The sequence below is a fragment of the Arthrobacter sp. LjRoot78 genome, from assembly GCF_964254335.1.
In the GTDB taxonomy this organism is placed as follows: domain Bacteria; phylum Actinomycetota; class Actinomycetes; order Actinomycetales; family Micrococcaceae; genus Arthrobacter.
On the sequence record NZ_CAXUTG020000001.1, the window covers coordinates 2093073 to 2110650 of the forward strand.

At 65.2% G+C, this 17578-nt stretch carries 16 protein-coding genes and 1 pseudogene; 5 read left to right on the top strand and 12 right to left on the bottom strand.

Going from position 1 to position 17578, the window contains the following annotated elements; all coding sequences use genetic code 11:
* Positions 1–114 precede the first annotated feature (114 nt).
* Positions 115–927, bottom strand: coding sequence for an SDR family NAD(P)-dependent oxidoreductase (locus tag ACSQ1X_RS09655; RefSeq protein WP_436057502.1), 813 nt, complete (start codon positions 925–927; stop codon positions 115–117).
* Positions 928–1168: 241 nt separating this feature from the next.
* On the opposite strand from ACSQ1X_RS09655, the gene ACSQ1X_RS09660 reads away from it, so the two are divergent.
* Positions 1169–1687, top strand: a complete 519-nt coding sequence (locus tag ACSQ1X_RS09660; RefSeq protein ID WP_436057503.1) for a flavin reductase family protein — start codon at positions 1169–1171, stop codon at positions 1685–1687.
* Between the two features lie 43 nt (positions 1688–1730).
* Here the strand turns inward: ACSQ1X_RS09660 and ACSQ1X_RS09665 are convergent, their stop codons facing one another.
* Both ACSQ1X_RS09665 and ACSQ1X_RS09670 read right to left on the bottom strand, forming a co-directional pair.
* Positions 1731–2345, bottom strand: a complete 615-nt coding sequence (locus tag ACSQ1X_RS09665; RefSeq protein WP_436057504.1) for a carbonic anhydrase — start codon at positions 2343–2345, stop codon at positions 1731–1733.
* A gap of 70 nt (positions 2346–2415) precedes the next feature.
* On the bottom strand, positions 2416–3228 hold the full coding sequence (locus ACSQ1X_RS09670; RefSeq protein ID WP_436057505.1) for a hydrolase: 813 nt from the start codon (positions 3226–3228) through the stop codon (positions 2416–2418).
* A gap of 213 nt (positions 3229–3441) precedes the next feature.
* On the opposite strand from ACSQ1X_RS09670, the gene ACSQ1X_RS09675 reads away from it, so the two are divergent.
* Positions 3442–4407, top strand: coding sequence for an amidohydrolase family protein (locus tag ACSQ1X_RS09675; protein ID WP_436057506.1), 966 nt, complete (start codon positions 3442–3444; stop codon positions 4405–4407).
* Between the two features lie 306 nt (positions 4408–4713).
* Here the strand turns inward: ACSQ1X_RS09675 and ACSQ1X_RS09680 are convergent, their stop codons facing one another.
* Positions 4714–6159, bottom strand: coding sequence for an SLC13 family permease (locus tag ACSQ1X_RS09680; protein WP_436057507.1), 1446 nt, complete (start codon positions 6157–6159; stop codon positions 4714–4716).
* A gap of 10 nt (positions 6160–6169) precedes the next feature.
* Positions 6170–7294 carry a PrpF domain-containing protein gene (locus ACSQ1X_RS09685; RefSeq protein WP_436059311.1) on the bottom strand — a complete coding sequence of 375 codons (1125 nt, stop codon included), beginning with the start codon at positions 7292–7294 and terminating at the stop codon, positions 6170–6172.
* A gap of 241 nt (positions 7295–7535) precedes the next feature.
* Between ACSQ1X_RS09685 and ACSQ1X_RS09690 the strand changes: the two genes are divergently transcribed.
* Entirely contained in the window at positions 7536–8474 is a 939-nt protein-coding gene (locus ACSQ1X_RS09690; protein ID WP_436057508.1) for a LysR substrate-binding domain-containing protein, read from the top strand.
* A 116-nt stretch (positions 8475–8590) separates the two neighbouring features.
* The gene (locus ACSQ1X_RS09695) at positions 8591–9604 is read left to right on the top strand and encodes an isopenicillin N synthase family dioxygenase (protein WP_436057509.1); all 1014 of its coding nucleotides are present in this window, start codon (positions 8591–8593) and stop codon (positions 9602–9604) included.
* Between the two features lie 160 nt (positions 9605–9764).
* On the opposite strand, the gene ACSQ1X_RS09700 is transcribed toward ACSQ1X_RS09695, so the two are convergent.
* The 4 genes and pseudogenes from ACSQ1X_RS09700 to ACSQ1X_RS09715 all read right to left on the bottom strand — a co-directional run bounded on the left by ACSQ1X_RS09700 (position 9765) and on the right by ACSQ1X_RS09715 (position 13085).
* Complete coding sequence (locus tag ACSQ1X_RS09700; protein ID WP_436057510.1) at positions 9765–10619, bottom strand: helix-turn-helix transcriptional regulator; 855 nt, start codon at positions 10617–10619, stop codon at positions 9765–9767.
* An 86-nt stretch (positions 10620–10705) separates the two neighbouring features.
* Positions 10706–11071 (bottom strand): annotated as a pseudogene (locus tag ACSQ1X_RS09705) (MFS transporter); the annotation flags it as partial.
* 12 nt (positions 11072–11083) lie between these two features.
* Positions 11084–12070, bottom strand: coding sequence for an MFS transporter (locus ACSQ1X_RS09710; protein ID WP_436057511.1), 987 nt, complete (start codon positions 12068–12070; stop codon positions 11084–11086).
* Positions 12071–12113: 43 nt separating this feature from the next.
* Entirely contained in the window at positions 12114–13085 is a 972-nt protein-coding gene (locus ACSQ1X_RS09715; RefSeq protein ID WP_436057512.1) for an aldo/keto reductase, read from the bottom strand.
* Between the two features lie 181 nt (positions 13086–13266).
* On the opposite strand from ACSQ1X_RS09715, the gene ACSQ1X_RS09720 reads away from it, so the two are divergent.
* The gene (locus ACSQ1X_RS09720) at positions 13267–14511 is read left to right on the top strand and encodes an MFS transporter (protein ID WP_436057513.1); all 1245 of its coding nucleotides are present in this window, start codon (positions 13267–13269) and stop codon (positions 14509–14511) included.
* Here the strand turns inward: ACSQ1X_RS09720 and ACSQ1X_RS09725 are convergent.
* The 3 genes from ACSQ1X_RS09725 to ACSQ1X_RS09735 are packed head-to-tail and all read right to left on the bottom strand — an operon-like array spanning position 14508 to position 17504.
* Positions 14508–15908, bottom strand: coding sequence for an MFS transporter (locus tag ACSQ1X_RS09725; protein WP_436057514.1), 1401 nt, complete (start codon positions 15906–15908; stop codon positions 14508–14510). The genes ACSQ1X_RS09720 and ACSQ1X_RS09725 overlap by 4 nt on opposite strands.
* Before the next feature lie 52 nt (positions 15909–15960).
* Positions 15961–16728 carry an SDR family NAD(P)-dependent oxidoreductase gene (locus ACSQ1X_RS09730; protein ID WP_436057515.1) on the bottom strand — a complete coding sequence of 256 codons (768 nt, stop codon included), beginning with the start codon at positions 16726–16728 and terminating at the stop codon, positions 15961–15963.
* An 11-nt stretch (positions 16729–16739) separates the two neighbouring features.
* A complete protein-coding gene (locus ACSQ1X_RS09735; RefSeq protein WP_436057516.1) occupies positions 16740–17504 on the bottom strand; it encodes an MBL fold metallo-hydrolase in 765 nt (254 codons plus the stop codon).
* Positions 17505–17578: the final 74 nt, after the last annotated feature.

Consider the following 17578-nt stretch of genomic DNA (forward strand, 5'->3'; position numbering starts at 1 on the left):
TGACGTCCGAACTCTGCTGGGATGACCTCGGTCTTGTCCGCTGCGGCGAAGCTGAGCGCGGGCTGACAAGCCCAGACGTCGGGGCGAGGGCCTCGACCCGGCCCAGGCACCGAATCAGATGTCCGCAAGAGTAAGGACTGGCGGCGAACTTCCATCGATGTCCAGTACGCCGAACTCCTTCGCTGCCGCGGCGGCAACGAGCACCCGGCCGGTGCGCGACATCAGGTTCGGGTCGCGGAACAGTGCATTGATCACGCGGCCGATGAACTCGGGGCTTTCGCTGGTCGAGAGGTCGAACGCGCCACTTTCCGCAGCCGCCAGAACCGCCTCGGTTCGAACCAGGCCGGGGTAGAGCGCGATCACCGGAATGTCGAACGGCTTCAGCTCGACCGCCATGTCGGACGTCATCTTGTCCGTCGCCGCCTTTGCGATGCCGTAGATAGTGTTGCCGAGGTGACGCTGCGCGGCCCAGAAGCTGATGTTGACTATCAGGCCGCGGTGCCGCGGCGTCATCATGCGCGCCGCGTGCGCCGAACAAACATAGGCCGCGCGGACGCCGGCGTCCATCATGCCGCTCCAGCGGTGCATCGGCTGCTCCCAAAACGGCACAGTCCACGTAAACGCACCGCCTTCGACCATCTTCTCGTAGCCGCCCCAGGCGCAGTTGACGACGAGGTCGAGGGCGCGGCATTCGGATCGTATCACTTCAAAGACATGGGCGGTGTCCTCGTCGTTGAGATGGTCGCAGCGCACTCGCCGAACCTCCCTCGGCAGATCCGCCTGGTCGATTGAGCGCCCCGTGCCGTACACACGAAAGCCCGCCGACAAAAGGCCCAGCGCGACGCCCCGGCCTACGCCTCGGCTCGCGCCTGTCACAAGCGCCACGCTTCTCGTCTGCGCTTCGTTGCGTTCACCATCGTTGGCCATACGACGCGGCCCCCGCTCACCCTCAATCCGTCGATGTCCACGATACGCCGGGCCCGAGTCCCCGGGCCAGCAACGCACGTCGGTTCCGTTTCCCCTGGACGTCGGATCACGGCCCCGTTCGTTACCTTGTGCTTCGGGCCGTGAAGCAAGGTTGCGTTGCGCGTCGGTGCGTTTCAGCCCCGGTTGAACGCGGTGCAGGGCGGGTGGTTGGTTTGGTCTACCGGCCTTGAAAGGAAAAAACATGACCGACCACCTTGATCTCACGCCGCAGCGCCTGCGTCACGTCCTGGGCCATTTTGCGTCCGGGCTGACGGTGATTACGGCCGCGACGGATAACGGGCCCGCGGGTTTCACCTGCCAGTCCTTCTCGTCCCTTTCCCTGGATCCGGCCCTGGTCACCTTCAGTCCGGCCCGCAGTTCCAGTACCTGGCCGCTGCTGCGGCAGGCCGGTCGCTTCACGGTGAACATTCTTCCTGCCGGGCACCGGCATCTTGCGGCCCAGTTTGCCCGCTCCGGGACCGATAAATTCGCCGGTGTGGAGTTCTCGGCGTCACCGCTGGGCAATCCGGTGCTGGATCAGGCCCTCGCCTGGGTGGACTGCGAACTGCACCAGGAGTACGACGGCGGCGACCACACCATTGTGGTGGGGGCGGTCCGTGCCCTTGGCGCGCGGGACGGTGCGGAGCCGCTGCTTTTCTTCAAGGGCGGGTATTTCGACGGCGTGCCGTCCCGGGCCGGGCTCCTGGAAAGCGTCGCATAACGCGGACCAAACCAGGCACCCGCAGGTGCATGCCTCGCCGGCTTTAGAGGACGCCGGCCGTGGAGACGAGCTGCGCCCGGCCCTCTTCCAGCCGGTACGCGACGCCGACCACCGCGGCGGAGTAGTTGTCCACTGCGTCGAAGATCATCCGTGAACTGTCCAGCAGCCGGCGGACGGTCTGCTTGACGTGCTCGACAACCATGTCGTTGACCTCGGTCTTGTCCTCTCGCATCGACCTCAGCACCGACGGTGTGATCCGTTCTACCAGGTCGCGGATGTGGCCGAGGGGCGACTCCCCGGTTTCGACGGCTTCCTTCGCGGCCGTGACGGCGCCGCAATTGTCGTGCCCGAGAACAACAACCAGCGGGACATGGAGGACCGAGACCGCGTACTCTAGCGAGCCGAGAACGGCGTCATCGATCACGTGTCCGGCTGTGCGCACGACGAAAACGTCGCCGAGACCGACGTCGAAGATGATCTCCGCGGCGAGGCGGGAGTCCGCGCAGCCAAAGATGACCGCGAACGGATTTTGGGTGTTCACCAGCTCGCTGCGCCGGGAGGCGTTCTGGTTCGGGTGCAGCGAAGCTCCCGTAACGAAACGCTCGTTGCCGTCAAGGAGCCGCTGCCATGCCTCGTACGTGCTGATTCTGCTGCTCACCCTAGTTACTGTAAGGGCGAGCATGACCCTCTACTCGACACCCAACTGGAGCTCACGGGGAAATGGACGCTTAGGTCAGGTGGTCGAAGTCGCCTCGCGCCCAGGCAGCGTGCCGTTGGGCTGCATCGTGCAGAACGGCCTTGGCTCCGGACGCGATTGCATTGTTGAAGTTGCCGTAGATGCGGTCGAACTCAAGGTCCTCCAGTTGCGCCGCGATTCGCAAGGCCACCGCACCGGAAAGCGGCAAATGATTCGGGTAGCTGCGCATGAAAGCGATGGAGCGACGGTCCGGATTCGGATACACACTGTCACCGCTCAGCAGAACTCCTCGGCCGCCCGCTCCTGCAGCCCAGTGCACCACCGCGCTACCCGGGAAGTGCCCACCGGTCTGGTGGAGGGTCAACCCTTCGGCGACACTGTGACTGCCCGCCCAGTATTCGATCATCGGATCATGGCGGCCCAGCCATCGCCGGTCTGCGTCCGCCACAAGGACCGGGACGCCACCGAGCCGGTGCGACCACTCGACCTGCACGCCGAACATGTGGGGATGGCTGGCCGCGACCGCCAGGACCGGGCCTCGCTCGAGCACTGCCTTCACAGCGTTGTCGTCGACATATCCGACCGGATCCCATAGCAGCGAACCCCGGGGTGTCACCACAAGCTGGGCGGTCTGTCCGATCCCGACCTTTGGCTCCGTCCTGATCCCGATGAGTCCCGGCTCATTCTCCTTCAGCGATATCTGCTGGCCCTCCTGGGCCAGCGCGTCCAGCGTGAGCCACTTTTGTCCGTCCTCGGGCACGTATTGCCGCTCATCGGTGCAGATCGGGCAGAGCTCCGGGGCAGGTTCGTCGCGTTCGACGGCGCAGGTTGCGCAGATCAGCATGGCTGGTCCCTTCCAAACGTCTTGCGTACTGCCTTCCGCCTTGATCACCTTCGGCCGCAGGCCGGCGTGCCCAGAATATGGCACGCGAAAGTCTCTTAGGAAGACAAATCTTTTATACAAAGCCGGACCTGAGGACAGCGAGTAGATTGTTGGCATCTGCTGATCTTGAAGGGCTTGGGTCGGCGCACAGAGTACGTTGGGCAGGGGATCTGGATGAGTCGGCCGCACCGTATTGATACTCACCAGCACATCGTTCCGCCTGAGTATGCGCGTTGGCTCAACGGGAAGGGCATCCGCCCGGGAGGTTTGCGCCTGCCGTCCTGGTCGGAGCACTCCGCGTTGAAGTTCATGGACAGCCACGATGTGCAGACGGCCATCCTGTCCCTGTCCACGCCCGGTGTCTACCTTGGGGATGCTCTGGAGGCGCGGCGATGGGCGCGGGAGGTCAATGAGTACAGCGCAGAGGTCGTAGCCAGAAGGCCGGCACGATTCGGGTTCTTCGCGACACTTACGCTGCCGGACGTGGAAGGCGCCTTGGCGGAGGCGCAATACGCCTTGGACAGCCTGCATGCGGACGGCATCGTGTTGCTGGCCAACAATGAGGGCCGCTACCTCGGCGATCCGGACTTCGAGCCTCTGCTGGAGTTCCTGCACCACCGGCACGCCGTAGTGTTCATTCACCCTGGCGAGCTCCCCGCTCCGGCGGTGCCGGGCATCCCCGCCTTCGCCGCGGATTTCTTGCTCGACACTACCCGCACCGCTATCAGCTTGATCCTGTCCGGCGCGATGGAGAAGTACTCGGGAATCAGGTTCCTCCTGGCCCACGCGGGCGGCTTCGTGCCGTACATCGCCTTCAGGATCCTGCTCACGATGCTCAACGACAAAGAGCTGGCCCTCAGCGCGTTGGCAGCGTTGATAGACGAGAAGCAATCAATCCTGCGGCGGTTTTACTACGACGTCGCCCTGTCCGCGAGCCCGTCGGCGCTACCCAGCCTGCTCGAGGTCGCTGACCCCGGCCGCATCACGTACGGCACTGACTTTCCCTTCGCCCCGTCGATGGCGGTCGGGTTACAGAATGCGCAGTACGAGAACTACCCGCTTGACCCCATCCTGCGCACAGCGATAGACCGCAACAACTCCGAGGCGCTTTTTCCCCGGCTGAAGAGTACCCAGGCCTAAATCGATTTCAGCCGGGACTGACTTTGAGGACCTCACCTGGTTCTACAGCGGTGTGGTTTTCCGGAACGACAGTGGCCAGCTCTGGTTCAGGTATCGGGGATCCGGAAAGTGGAGGCGGGGCGACCTCGTGGTCACCCCGCCTCCTCTGCGTGCTGCGCAGTTCTCGCGCCCGTCTTTCGGGCTACCTGTTGCGATGAAGTGCGGGAACGGCAGCACGCGTGCCGGATGCTGAGTCCGGCGGTATGCGGGACAGGCAGCTTTCCCTCATCGGCCTCGCCCAGGCCGTTGGATGAGGTGCGGGGCCCGTCACATGATGCCGGTGGGTACCAGCAGGACCCAGGCCAGGGCCGGGGCCGCCAGCACTACTCCGCCTGCATAGGCCATCAGTTGCTTGTAGACGCGCTGCCGGTCGTCCTCCCGGGCGTTGGCGACAACCAGCGCACCGTCGGTGGAGAACGGAGAGACATCCACCACGGTGGCAGCGATGGCAAGCGCCGCGACAGTTCCGGAAGCGCTCAGCGAACTGGTGGCCAGCAGCGGACCGGCCAGCGGAATGAACGCGGTCAGCAATGCCGTGGAGGACGCGAAGGCTGAGCCGACTCCGATGACGTAGCAGAGGACCAGTGCGACCAGCAGCGGTGCGCCCAGCGCCAGGGCCTGCTCGGCGAGCGTGTCGATGACGCCTACATGCTGGAGCAGTGAGACGTAGGTGATCATGCCGGCCACCAGCAGGACGGTGGACCAGGAGACGCCGCCGATGAAGGTCCGGTGTTCCTTGATGTTGACCAGTGCCAGCAGGAGTCCGGCGGAGAGAGCGACGAAGCCGATCGGCATGTGGAAGCCAAGGGTGCACAGCAGCATGACAGCGATCAAGGCCAGGGTAAGGATCTGCTGTCCGCGAGGCCGGATGGTTCGGGCGGTGTCGACGTCGGCCTGCTGGCCGCCTATTCCGTCGCGGAGACGTCCGATCAGGGCGAACAGGACGATGGTCAGGGCGGAAAGAATGAGGTTCAGGGCGAAGCTGGCAGTGAAGAGTGCGCCCTGGGAGATGGGAAAGCCGTTTTTAAGGGCGATGTCGTGCACCAGCACACCGGCCACGGACAGCGGGGAAAAACCGCCGGCGTGGGCTCCGTTGATGATGAAGGCACCCATCAGGACAGGATGGATGCGGGACTCGTAGGCAAACCCGATGGCTGCCGGTGCCAGCAGTGCGACGGCGGCGGGCGAGAAGGTGCCCAGTGACGTCAGCGCGGCAGCGATCAGGAAGAAGACCCAGGGGAGCAGCATTGTCTTGCCCCTGACGAGGCGCACGCAGGACTGGACGATGATGTCGATGGTGCCGTTGCGCTGGGCCATGCTGAAGAAGTAGGTGACTCCGATGATCGTCAGGACGATGCTGGCAGGGAAGTCCTTGAGGATTTCCTTGTCGGTCATTCCAAGCATGAAGTAGCCGACGCCGAAGGAGGCGACCAGCCCCATTACCCCGATGTTCAGCGGCCATTTCGTGGCGACGACGAACATGACGACGAGGATGACGAGCGGGATGATCTGGACTGCTGTCATGGTGTGCTCCGGTTCCGAGGTAGCAGCCGGGTTGAACATGTCACCCCCCAGCAGGAGGGCGATCAACGCCAGGATCGCGAAACCGGCGGCCACCGCCACCAGTAGGATACGGCGACGGGTTGGACGCTTGGGACCCTTGTCACGGGTCTCGGCCGCAGCGGCGGCGGTGCGGTTCTCAGTCTTGGTCATGGTGGTCTCCTCAGCGAGTGGCTCCCGCGAGGAAGGCGGCGACGGCGCTGCCGGGAACCTCGGGGAGATGGATGATGGTGGTGGCGATGGTGCGGGCTGTGCGGTCGACGCCGACCAGGAGCGTCCCGTTATGCTCCTGACTCCACGTCTCGATCACTCCGGCAGGGGTGCGGAGCCGGAGCTTGCTCCCCGGAGTGTCACCCGTAATGCCGTGCATCACGGTGCCGGGGGTGCGGGCCGCCAAAGTCAGTGCGATGCTGCCGGTGATGGCCAGCGCCGGGTGGGGCTTGCCCATGGAGAGCATCATGACGTTGACGTCGCAGGTCTGATCCGTGGCCGCGGGGGCGGCGGCGATGGCGAGTTTGGGTATGGCCCGTGCCGCTTCAGCGGTGGAGGGGGCCAGCCCCATCCGCACCGCCGCCTGACGCCGGATCTGCTCCAGGGTGTCCAGCTGTAGCTCCAGGCTGGCGCCCCAGCTGTCGTACCGGGCCTGGTCCAGGCCCAGTTCTTCGGCGCGGACAATCACCACGGGCGCTCCGGCGTCGACCATGGAGACTGTCCAGCGGGTTCCCCCCGCGGTGATGGTGTCGGTGGCCGCGCCGGTGGGCAGCAACGCACCTGTGGTTTTGCCGGCGGGGTCCTGGAAACCGAGCCCTACAGGGTGGCCGGGGAACGGCACACCGGGCATCCGCGCGTCCGGAACGCTGGCCAGTGCACCACCGGGGGTGGCCACGCGCTGGACGATGATCTGGTTCGTGTTGGTGTTGCGGGTTACGATCCGGGTGACGTCTCCGCTGGGGAGCACCCATCCCTTCTCGATGGCGTACAGGCCCACAACGGCTGAGCCGTTCCCGCAGTTGCTGCCCCAGTCCACGGCGGCCTCTTCGATGCCCACCTGGGCGAAGGTGTACTCGACGTCGACGTCGACGTCGTCGCCGACCGGCCGGTGCAGGATCACGGCTTTGCTGGTGGTCGAGGTGGCCCCGCCTACGCCGTCGATCTGGCGGGGGTCGGGACTGCCGAACAGCCGCGGCAGTAGCACGTCCAGGCTGGTGCCGCCCTCCTGAAGGTGCTCTGCTTCGAACACCCAGCACTTGCTGGTGCCTCCGCGCATCCATTGCGCTTCGATCTTCATGGTGGTTCCCACTTCTCCTCGTGCCTCAGATTTGGATGAGGGCCTGAAAAGAGATTGAGCCAGATCACAATTTTAGACAATGTTGGATTTTCGAGGGGGGATGTAGAGTTACTTAATTCATGGAGAGCCCAAGGGATTATTCCCACTGTTTTCTTCCCGCGTCCCGGAGACTGCCACCGGCATCGCGGGGCGATGTCGTCTCCCGGCAGGGAATGAACCAAGTTTGCAGAAGGGTGAAGCGTTGCTTAATGATGAGAAGCAGGATTTGTTCGACATAAGGCGGCTCGCGTTGCTGCTTGAGGTGGTGGAGCAGGGATCCATTACGGCCGCGGCCGAGCTGATGATGTACACGCCCTCGGCCGTCTCGCAGCAACTGCGCAAGCTTGAACAGGAGGTGGGGCAGCCTCTGCTCAATCGCCGCTCCCGCGGTGTGGTGCCCACCGAGGCCGGCCAGGTGCTGGCCGGCCACGCCCGCAAGATCGTCTGGCAGATGCAGGCAGCCCGGTCAGACCTGGACCAGATCGCCGGCCTGAAACGCGGGTCACTGACCGTGGGAACCTTCCCAACCCTGGCAGGGTCCTTCCTGCCCCTCGTCATCCGGACGTTCAAGAAGCGCTACCCGGCCATCGGACTGTCCTTGCGCAGCGCACGTTTTGATGAACTCGTGGCGGATCTGCACTCCGGGGTCACAGGGCTGTGCCTGCTCTGGGACTACCCCTGGAACCCCTTCCGGGACGATTCCATCCGCGTAACAGAGGTCTTCCGGGAAAGCACAGTGATCCTGGTGGCCCGCAGCCACCCGCTCGCCGACCGCGAGCAGGTCAGCATGGAGGACTTGCGCAACGAGTCCTGGATCGTGCGTGCGGAGGCCCACCCGGTAGTGGAGGTTCTGCAGCGTTCCGCCCACGACGCCGGATTCGAGCCGGAAATTGCCTTCCTGGCCAACGACTACCAGGAGGCCCAGGCCATGGTCAGCGTGGGAATGGGTGTGGCCATGGTGCCCAAGACCGCCGTGGCGCTCCAGCATCCTGACGTAAAGGTGCTGAGCCTGGGTTCCGCCGCCCCGCTGCGGCGGGTACTGCTGGCGCAGCGTGAGGACAAGGTCTACGCCCCTGCTGAGGTGGCGTTCCACTCCACCCTGCTGGAAATCGCCCGCGAGCGGGCCGGCGACTACCTCTAGCAACCCGGTCGGGACGCAGATATTCGTGACTGGCCTGCCCAACGCAGTGGCCCGGCCGTACCATGGAAGCAGATAATTGCACGGGGTTGCCAGTTCGCTGAAAAGGACTCGAGACGTTGCCACTCGAAACACTGCCCGTAGTCGACTTCTCCCGATTGAACTCGGGCGCGGAGGAGGCGGCGCAGTTCCGTGACGAGCTGCGCAACGCCCTGCATAAGGTCGGTTTCCTGTACCTGGCCGGCCACGGCATCCCGCAGGAGCTCACGGACGCCATGCTGGACGTGTCCCGCCGCTTCTTCGAGTTGCCGGAAGAACAGAAGCTCGACATTGAGAATGTCCACAGCCCCCAGTTCCGTGGCTACACCCGCGTCGGCGGCGAACTCACCGACGGCGCCGTCGACTGGCGCGAGCAGATCGACATCGGAGTTGAGCGCCCCGCGGTGGCGCCGGGTCCGGGCGTCGCGGACTATTGGCGCCTCGAAGGGCCCAACCTGTGGCCGGCGGCGCTGCCTGAAATGCGAGGGATCGCCGCGGAGTGGATGGAGCGGCTGAGTGCCGTCTCGTTGACTCTCCTGCGGGCCCTGGCGGTGTCCCTCGGGGCGCCCGAAGACGCCTTTGATGACGCGTTCGCCGCACGGGCTTTCCCGGTGCTCAAGGTTGTGCGTTATCCGGGGTCATCCCACGAGGAACCCGGGCAGGGGGTGGGCTCCCACCGCGACGGCGGGGTGCTGACGCTCCTTCTGGTGGAACCTGGCAAGGGCGGCCTCCAGGTGGAGTACCAGGGGACATGGATCGACGCCCCTCAGGTGCCCGGAGCCTTCGTGGTCAACATCGGCGAGATGCTGGAGCTGGCCACGAACGGCTACCTCAAGGCGACCCTGCATCGCGTGATCTCGCCGCCTCGCGGCACCGATCGGATCTCCCTACCCTTCTTCTATAACCCGGCGCTGGATGCGAAGATGCCCCAGCTCGCGGTGAGCCCTGAGTTTCAGGCCAAAGCCCGCGGCCTGTCGGTTGACCCGACGAACAGCCCGATTCTGGAAACGTACGGGGACAACGCCCTTCGCTACCGGCTTCGGGCCCACCCGAACGTCGTAGCGGTGCAGCACGCGGACCTGATTTCAGGCTGACGGCGTCACCATCTGATGTTCGTACCCGGTCCGGCCTTCCGGGACAGCTACCATATGGCGGGACCTTTTGATAGGAAACGATGGCACGGGACTATCATCTCTTCGACGCGCCATTCCGCCCGGCATTCTGACCGGGTTTTCCCTTCATGGTCGGCAGGGACTATTGAGCGTGGATAGCGGGGGCCGTCCAGCTGGCGAGAATCCGCATGGCGTCGGCGGTCGGGGATCCGGGCTCGACGGTGTACACGAGCATGACAAGGCCAGGGTCGGTGGACAGTTCGAATGATTCGTAGCCGAATTCGAGATCGCCGACGGCGGAGTGCGTGAGCATCTTGGCCCCGGACCGGTAACGGAAGACGTCGTGGGAGGCCCAGAGCGCGCGGAACTCCTCGCTTTGGGTTGAGAGGGTGCCGATGATGTGGATGAGCTCTTTGTCGTAGGGGTCCCGGGCCGTCGCGGCGTGGAGGAGTGCGACGACGTTGTGTTTGGCTGTGTCGAAGTCGCGGTGGAATCGTGGCGCCCGTGAGTCCAGGAAGAGGTAGTGAGCGTAGTTGAATCGGTCCCGTGATCCGTTCTCGGGCAGCGAGTACAGTGCGCGGCCAATCCGGTTGGAGGCGAGGCGGTCCAGGCGTGCGTTCTGCACAAAAGCCGGGGCGTCGATGGAGTCGAGGACGCGTTGGATGCCTGGCCTGACAGTGGTGCGGTTGGAGGGTTTGCGCCGCGGGGACCGGCGTTGGGTGAGGCTGGCGAGGTCCAGGAGGTGGTCGCGTTCGTCTTCATCGAGCTGCAGTGCCCGAGCGATTGCTTCCATGACTTCGCGGGATGCGCCGGAGATCTTGCCGCGCTCGAGCCGGGCGTAGTAGTCCACGCTGACGCCGGCGAGGTGCGCTACCTCTTCGCGTCGCAGGCCGGGGACGCGGCGGCTGCCGCTGTATAGCGGGACACCTGCCTGCTCCGGTGTGAGTTTGGCGCGGCGGGAGGTGAGAAAGCTGCTGATCTCAGACCGGGAATCCATATCTCCAAGGGTAGGCCCGGATCCTTGATGCCGGGCAGGAGCTGCCGAACCAGGACCTGCCAGGCCCTCCCGGAGCCTGTTGTCAGTCATTGCCGCGGGAGGCGGGTCGCAACGATTGCCATGGCGAGCGCCATGCCGGCAGCAATCAGCAGGCTGGTGGAGAAGCCCTGCAGGAATGTTGTTGAGCGGGCCAGCAGGGACCCGAACACCGCGACGGCCAGGGCTCCGCCAATCTGGCGGCTTGTGTTGAAGATGCCGCTGACGGTGCCGGCGCGCTTCGCGTCCAAGCTGTTGAGCAGCACGGCGGTGATGGTCGGGATGACCAGCGGGCCGGCGAGGCCGACCAGGATCATCACAGCGGCGAGGACCCAGACCGGTATCGCCGCCGGGAGGAACGCGATGGTTGCGAGTCCTGCGGCCATGACTGTCATTCCGCTGGCGATGAGGGTGCGGGCGCCGAAGCGTTAGGAGAGCCTGGCGATGAACGGTGTCAGAACCGCACCTCCGAGCATCATCGGAACGAAGACCGCTCCTGTCTCGACGGGTGAGAGGCCGCGCTCCTGTTGTGCATAAAGGCTCATGACGAAGGGCAGGCCGAAGTATCCGACCATGTACGAAAAACCGACGCCGATCGAGACGGCCATCGTGCGGTCGCGAAGGAGCGGGAGCGGAACCATCGGGTGCTGACCGCGGCGCTCTGCTGCGATGAAGCCTGCTCCGGCCACGACAGCAACAGCGAATGCTGTGAGCGTCTGCGGGGCCGTAATCCCGACCGCGCCAGCCTCGATGGCACCATAGGTCAGGACGCCCATGGCGGTGACAGCGGTGAGCTGGCCGGCCCAGTCGATCGGAACGGATCGGTGCGCAGACCGCGGAACCCGGCGAAGCACGATCAGCGCCACGGCGCCCACCGGAAGGTTGATCAGGAAGATCAGCCGCCAGTCGACGAGGGAGAGCGTCCCGCCGAGCACAGGCCCGGAGATCGACGCTAGCGCACCACCCATCGCCCACATGCCGACGGCGCGTGCGCGCTTCGCCGGGTCGGGGAACGCCTCACCGATCAGCGCCATGGATGCGGGCAGCATCACCGCGACCGCCGATCCCTGCAGAATCCGGGCGAAGATGAGCACTGCGACTGTGGGGGCGAGTCCGCACGCGAGCGACGTGATGACAAAGGCCGCCATGCCGAAGGCATAGGCGCGCCGCGCCCCGATCCGGTCAGAGAACGCTCCGACAGATAGGAGACAGGACGCAAACAGCAGCGTGTAACCGTCAACGATCCATTGCAGCCCGGTGAGGGTGGCCCCGAGGTCGAGGCTGATTTCGCGGAGGGCAACGTTGACTACAACAGCGTCGAGGGTGATCACGAAGAAGCCGGTGACGGCGGCGAAGAGTGCGGCCCGCGAATGGCGTAGTCCCGGCGCAGCAGCGACCGTGGTTGTGGAGTTCACGGAAGGTTCCTTCTCAAGGGGCGGCGTGGGTAGCTGAGGTCCGTCAGTACCAGGCTGGTCCTTGGTTGACGTACGGGGCCTCCAACGTCTGGACTTCCTCATCGCTGAGTTCCAGGGACAGGGCGTCGACCGCTTCCTGGAGGTGGTGCGGCTTGGTCGCGCCGACGATGGGCGCGGAGACGATCGGGTTGCGCAGCACCCATGCGAGGGCGATTTGTGCCATGCTCACACCGCGGGCGCCGGCCAGGCTCTGTACTGCGTTGATGACGGGCTCGTCGTGTTCGCTGTCGAATGACTGGACCACCTTGTCAGTGGTGGAGCGGGTGCTCTGTTCGCCCACTGGCCGTGCGAGGCGGCCTTTGCCGTTGGGTGAGTACGGCACCAGGCCGACGCCCATGTCTGCACACATGGCCATGAGTTCGCGTTCGTCCTGGCGGCGGAGCAGGTTGTACTGGTTCTGCATGGACACGAACCTGGTCCAGCCGCCAAGGTCGGCCGCGTGTTGGAGCTTCGCGAACTGCCACGCGTACATTGAGGAAGCGCCGATGTATCGGACTTTGCCGGCCTTGATGACGTCGTGGAGAACCTCCATGGTTTCCTCGACCGGGGTGCCGTCGTCGAAACGGTGGATCTGGTACAGGTCGATATAGTCCGTGCCGAGGCGGGTGAGCGAGGCATCGAGCTGTTCAAGGATGGCTTTGCGGGACAGGCCCTCACCCCCTGGCCCGTCGTGCATTTTGCCGCGCACTTTGGTGGCCAGGACGATGTCTTCGCGCCGCGAGTACTCTGTGATTGCCCGCCCGACGAATTCCTCGGAGGTGCCGGCCTGGTACACGTTGGCAGTGTCCCAGAACGTGATGCCCAGTTCGGCGGCCTGCCGGAAGAACGGCCCTGCGGTGTCTTCGGTCAGCGCCCAGGAATGTGCGTTCGGTGCGGTGGGGTCCCCGTAGCTCATGCAGCCGAGCGCAAGCCGGCTGATCTTCAGTCCGGTGTTACCCAGTCGGTTGTATTCCATCGCAGGGGTTCCTTCTCTAGGGGTCTTTTGTTCGACGTTACGAGAGTCGAACGGGGCGAAACAGGACCTGTCAGACCATGTCTCAGCAGGTCCTTCCGCGCGGTAAACAGGTACGGCATGGTCGAAGGGGCGGAGCGTTCCCGGCTCCCAACCCGACCCCTGCGAAGGAACCACCGAACGAATGACAACGTCCATCACTTCGACAGCGCCAACACGCCAACGGCTGCCCTTCGTCGTGCCACTGCTCGCGCTTGGCACGTTCCTCATGATCACCACCGAATACCTTGTGGCAGGACTCCTCCAGGAGTTGGCCGAAGACCTGCAGGTGGGCCTGGCCCAGGTCGGCCTCCTGATCACAGCCTTCGCGATCGGCATGATCATCGGATGGCCCGTCATGGCCCTGGCCACCCGGCGCCTCCCGCGGCGAGCCACGCTCGTCCTCGCGCTTCTTGGATTCGCGACCGGGCACATCATCGCAGCCCTCAGTAGCGACTTCGCGATTGTTCTCATGGCCCGCGTGGTCACCGCGCTGGCAGCCGGTGCGTTCTGGTCCGTCGCCGCGGCTGTTGCCACCCACGCGGCCGGACCGGCCAACAGCTCACGCGCCCTCGGCGTCATGATGAGCGGGGTAGGTCTGGCGACCGTCGCCGGCGTCCCGCTCGGTGCCTTTGCCGGCCAACTCCTTGGCTGGCGCGGAACCTTCTGGGCACTGGCAGTCCTCGCCGTCCTGGCGTCACCGGTCATCGCACGCTTCACTCCCGCAGACGCCGGCCGCGGCACACCATCCATTCGCGCCGAGCTGCGCGCGATTACGAGCCGCCGCATGGCCGTCCTCGTCATCGCCACCATTCTTGCCACCGGCGGCTACATGACAGCCTTCAGCTACTTCTCCCCGCTGGCCACCGACCGCGCCGGGTTACCGTCCTGGGCTGTCCCCCTGGTGTTCGTGGTGTTCGGGCTCGGCGCCATCATCGGCACCAACCTCGCCGGACGCTTCGCCGACACGCGTCCGGTCACGACGTTCATCACCGCCACAGCTGGAACGGTCGTCGCGATGGCGTTGCTCGTGCCGCTATCCACGAATGCAGTGGCCACCTTCGTACTCATGTTCCTGCTCGGCACCGCAGGCATGGGAATTCCGCCCGTCGGCACCGGCCTTGCCGTCCGCTTCGCCCCGGCAGCGCCCACGCTCGCAGCCGCCATTGCGGTGTCTGCTTTCAACGGCGGAACCGCGATCGGCACCTGGCTCGGCGCAGCGGCCCTGGAGTCGACGCTGGGTGTCTTCGGCCCGCTGACCGTCGCGATCATTTTGGCCGCCCTCGGCCTCCTGGCCCTCCTGATCCTGGCTCGTAGCGAGCACTCGTCTCGACATCGCCGCGCGAGCGCTGGCTGGCCCGATTCGGTAGCCGGTCGCCGTCGCAGTTAACCCGCCGTCCGTGCCGGCGCTTCGGTCGCCGCATAAGTCGCCGAGACCCGGCGGTAGACGGGAGTCAGGAACGCCAGCAGCGCGGCCGCGATCATGACAATCCCGGCGACCAGGAACACCAGCGCGATGCCGCGGGACGTGCCCTCGCCCAGCAACGGGGCCAGCTGCGCGGCGCCTTCAGAGGACCGCGCGTACGGGATGATCCAGACCTGGGCGATGGGCGCGATCAGGAACGCGGTGATTGGCGCTGCCGCGGACTCGAACGCCATGGCGAATCCGAACACCCGGCCTTGCCGGTGAAGGGGCACCACTTGCTGGATAACGGTCTGCTCCGCGGCCTCCACAAAAGGCACCAGGACCAGGTATAGCCAGATGCCCGCGATGTAGAGCCATGCCCACTCCCGCAGCGTAAACACCGCACCGAGTACGCCCATCAGGATCACGGCGATGAGCATGGAGCGCAGCGGGTTGGACCCGAGTCCAAACTTTCCGATCAGCGCGCCACCGACGATGAATCCGGTGGCACCCAGCGCGAAGTACGTCCCCCAAAGCTCCACGGGGAACATTTCGAGGCCGTAGGGATCCATCAGTGCCATGTAGACGCCGCCGATGAAGTTGTTGAACGTCGAAAAGAGGATGAGCGCGAACAGCCCGGAAATGGCCAGCACGGCGGCGAGGGAACCCCGCAGGTCGAAACCGCCGTGTGCGTCCGTGGCAGCAGCGCGCACCTCCTCGGGCATACGCAGCGTGACCAGGTGCGCGAATGCCAGCGCCGTGAGTGCCAAGGCGACCGCAATCGTCCAGCCCATGCCCAGCAGGCCGACCGACAGACCGGAAAGCACCGACGTGACGATGAACATCAGTCCCTGCACCATGCCTACCAGCCCGTTGGCGTTCGCCCGCCGATCCGGCTCGATGAGGATGGTGACCGTGGTGGAGAGGGCGATATTGCGCATGTTTTCCACCACCGCGCCGACCAGGATGACCAGGGCGAAGAGCCAGAACCACGGCTGCGTCAGGTCCAACAGCCAGGTGGCGGGTGTCAGCAGGAACATTACCCCGGACAGTATGAACATCACCAGGGTGAAGCCGGCTGCGAAACGCATCACGGCCAGCTTGCGGTAGCGGTCCACGAAGGTGCCGAAGCTGATGCTGGAAAGGGCGATCAACAGCATGTACGCGCCACCGATCACGCCGGTGGCGATCACGTTGCGCGTCTCCAGATACACCCAGAACGTCAGAGCGAACCAGAGGTAGCTGGTAGTGATGTTGGCCAGGGCGGTGTTCGCCAGGATCCCGGCGAACGTGCGGGACCGCTGTTCCGGGCTGCGCAAGGACGTGTCCACGCCGTCGGGAGCCGCAGCCGCCCTGAGCGGGGCAGGTTCCTGCTCGGTCATGCGTCCCAGTTTACTGACATCTGACTGCTGCGGACATGGCCGCCGCCGCGCTTCAGAAAAGCGTGATGCCGGTGAGTTCGGCGAGTTTGTCGGTGAGCCTGTCCTGGAACGTCGCGTCGGTAACTTCCGGCGCTGGCGGCCGCTGCCGGCGGTGATACCAGTAACTTCCGGAGACCAGGGCGGCGGGGTCATTGCTGACGGCGAGCCAGGCCTGGGTTTTGTGGCCCTCGGCCAGGTCGTCAGGGGCGCCGGAGCCGCCCATTTTGGTGGGTACCCAGCCGGGGTCAACGGCGTTGCTGAGCACCGCGGGCCAGTGGCGGGCCACCGAGGCGGAGAGCGCGGAAAGGTGGAGTTTGCTCTCGGAATAGGCGGTGCTGGCACTCCATCGTCGTTCGGTCCAGTCAATGTCCTGCAGGTTGCCGGCGGCCCCGTGGTGCATGCCGCTGCTGACGTAGACCAGGCGGCCGGGCCTGTCGATCAGGGCGGTGAGGATGTAGGGGGCGAGAACGTTCACCGCGAGGGTGTAAGAGTGTCCCTCCGGGGTCGTGACGCGCCCCGACGAGAGGTAGACGCCGGCGTTATGGACGACGGCGTCCATCCGCCCGTGCGCGTTGACCTGATCGGCGACGCTCCGCGTTTCGGCGGCGCTGCTGAGGTCACCAATGACGACACCGGCCGCTTGCGGGGCGATTTCATCGAGGACGGCGGCGCGTTCCCTGGAGCGGGCGTGCAGCAAGACCTCGTGGCCTTCATCCAAGAGAGTCCTTGCGGTGGCGAGGCCGAGCCCGTCGGTCGAGCCGGTGATGAAGATGCGAGACATGGCCCGGTGTCCTAGTGCCGCAACGCCGTCAGCGCTTCGATTAGGGGCATGTGGAGTGCCGGTCCGTGGCCGGGAAGTATGACAGAGGAGTTAACGCCGTCGAGTAGGTGAGTCGCCTCCAGCGCCGTGGCGGGTTCTGTGTGATACATCCGGTGGAGCATCTGGGGTCCGGTTCTACGGCTGAGAGGATGCCCGCTCACAAAGGAGTCACCTACGGCGATCACTCCTGCTTCGGGAAGAAGGACCGAGGCGTTGCCCGGGGTGTGGCCCGGGAGCAGGATCGCTTCAGGGCTGCCGGGCAGGCTTCGGAGCCTCTCGGTGTTCCAAGCCTCGGCGTTGGGTGCAGGTTTTGCCGTCAGGGATCCTGCCTTGATGGCGTGGACCGTCCAGCGGAAGACTCGGGGGCGCCAGGCCCGGCGGATGACCTGACCGAATGTGACCTGGTGCTTTTCCCGCCCCTGGACGTGGGCCAGTTCTTCCGGGGCGCACAGGACCGGCGTTCCGTATGTTTCGGAGAAGTAGGCCGCGGAGCCGGTGTGGTCGACATGGCCGTGGGTGATCAGCACCGCCCGGGCGTCGGCCGGATGCAAGCCCAGATGACGGATGGACCCTAGGACCAGCGCGCGGTCTGCGGGATATCCGCTGTCAATGAGCATGAAGCCGGTTTCGTCGCCAACCACGATCCAGTTGGACGCTGGTCCTTCGACGAAAAAGACGCCAGGTGCCTGCTCGGAAACGTTGCCTGAGGGGTGCCATTCATTGGCTCGGACGTGCACGGGTACATACTAGCCCGCCAACTTTCCCTCCAACTGGAACGGATTCCGTGGAGGGGAGGGACCCCGGGCATTCC

Coding starts and splice junctions, on each gene's coding strand:
- ACSQ1X_RS09685 (WP_436059311.1), bottom strand. CDS start 7,294: ATGAAGATCGAAGCGCAATGGATGCGCGGAGGCACCAGCAAGTGCTGG.
- ACSQ1X_RS09700 (WP_436057510.1), bottom strand. CDS start 10,619: ATGGATTCCCGGTCTGAGATCAGCAGCTTTCTCACCTCCCGCCGCGCC.
- ACSQ1X_RS09715 (WP_436057512.1), bottom strand. CDS start 13,085: ATGGAATACAACCGACTGGGTAACACCGGACTGAAGATCAGCCGGCTT.
- ACSQ1X_RS09675 (WP_436057506.1), top strand. CDS start 3,442: ATGAGTCGGCCGCACCGTATTGATACTCACCAGCACATCGTTCCGCCT.
- ACSQ1X_RS09670 (WP_436057505.1), bottom strand. CDS start 3,228: ATGCTGATCTGCGCAACCTGCGCCGTCGAACGCGACGAACCTGCCCCG.
- ACSQ1X_RS09655 (WP_436057502.1), bottom strand. CDS start 927: ATGGCCAACGATGGTGAACGCAACGAAGCGCAGACGAGAAGCGTGGCG.
- ACSQ1X_RS09720 (WP_436057513.1), top strand. CDS start 13,267: ATGACAACGTCCATCACTTCGACAGCGCCAACACGCCAACGGCTGCCC.
- ACSQ1X_RS09680 (WP_436057507.1), bottom strand. CDS start 6,159: ATGACCAAGACTGAGAACCGCACCGCCGCCGCTGCGGCCGAGACCCGT.
- ACSQ1X_RS09660 (WP_436057503.1), top strand. CDS start 1,169: ATGACCGACCACCTTGATCTCACGCCGCAGCGCCTGCGTCACGTCCTG.
- ACSQ1X_RS09730 (WP_436057515.1), bottom strand. CDS start 16,728: ATGTCTCGCATCTTCATCACCGGCTCGACCGACGGGCTCGGCCTCGCC.
- ACSQ1X_RS09725 (WP_436057514.1), bottom strand. CDS start 15,908: ATGACCGAGCAGGAACCTGCCCCGCTCAGGGCGGCTGCGGCTCCCGAC.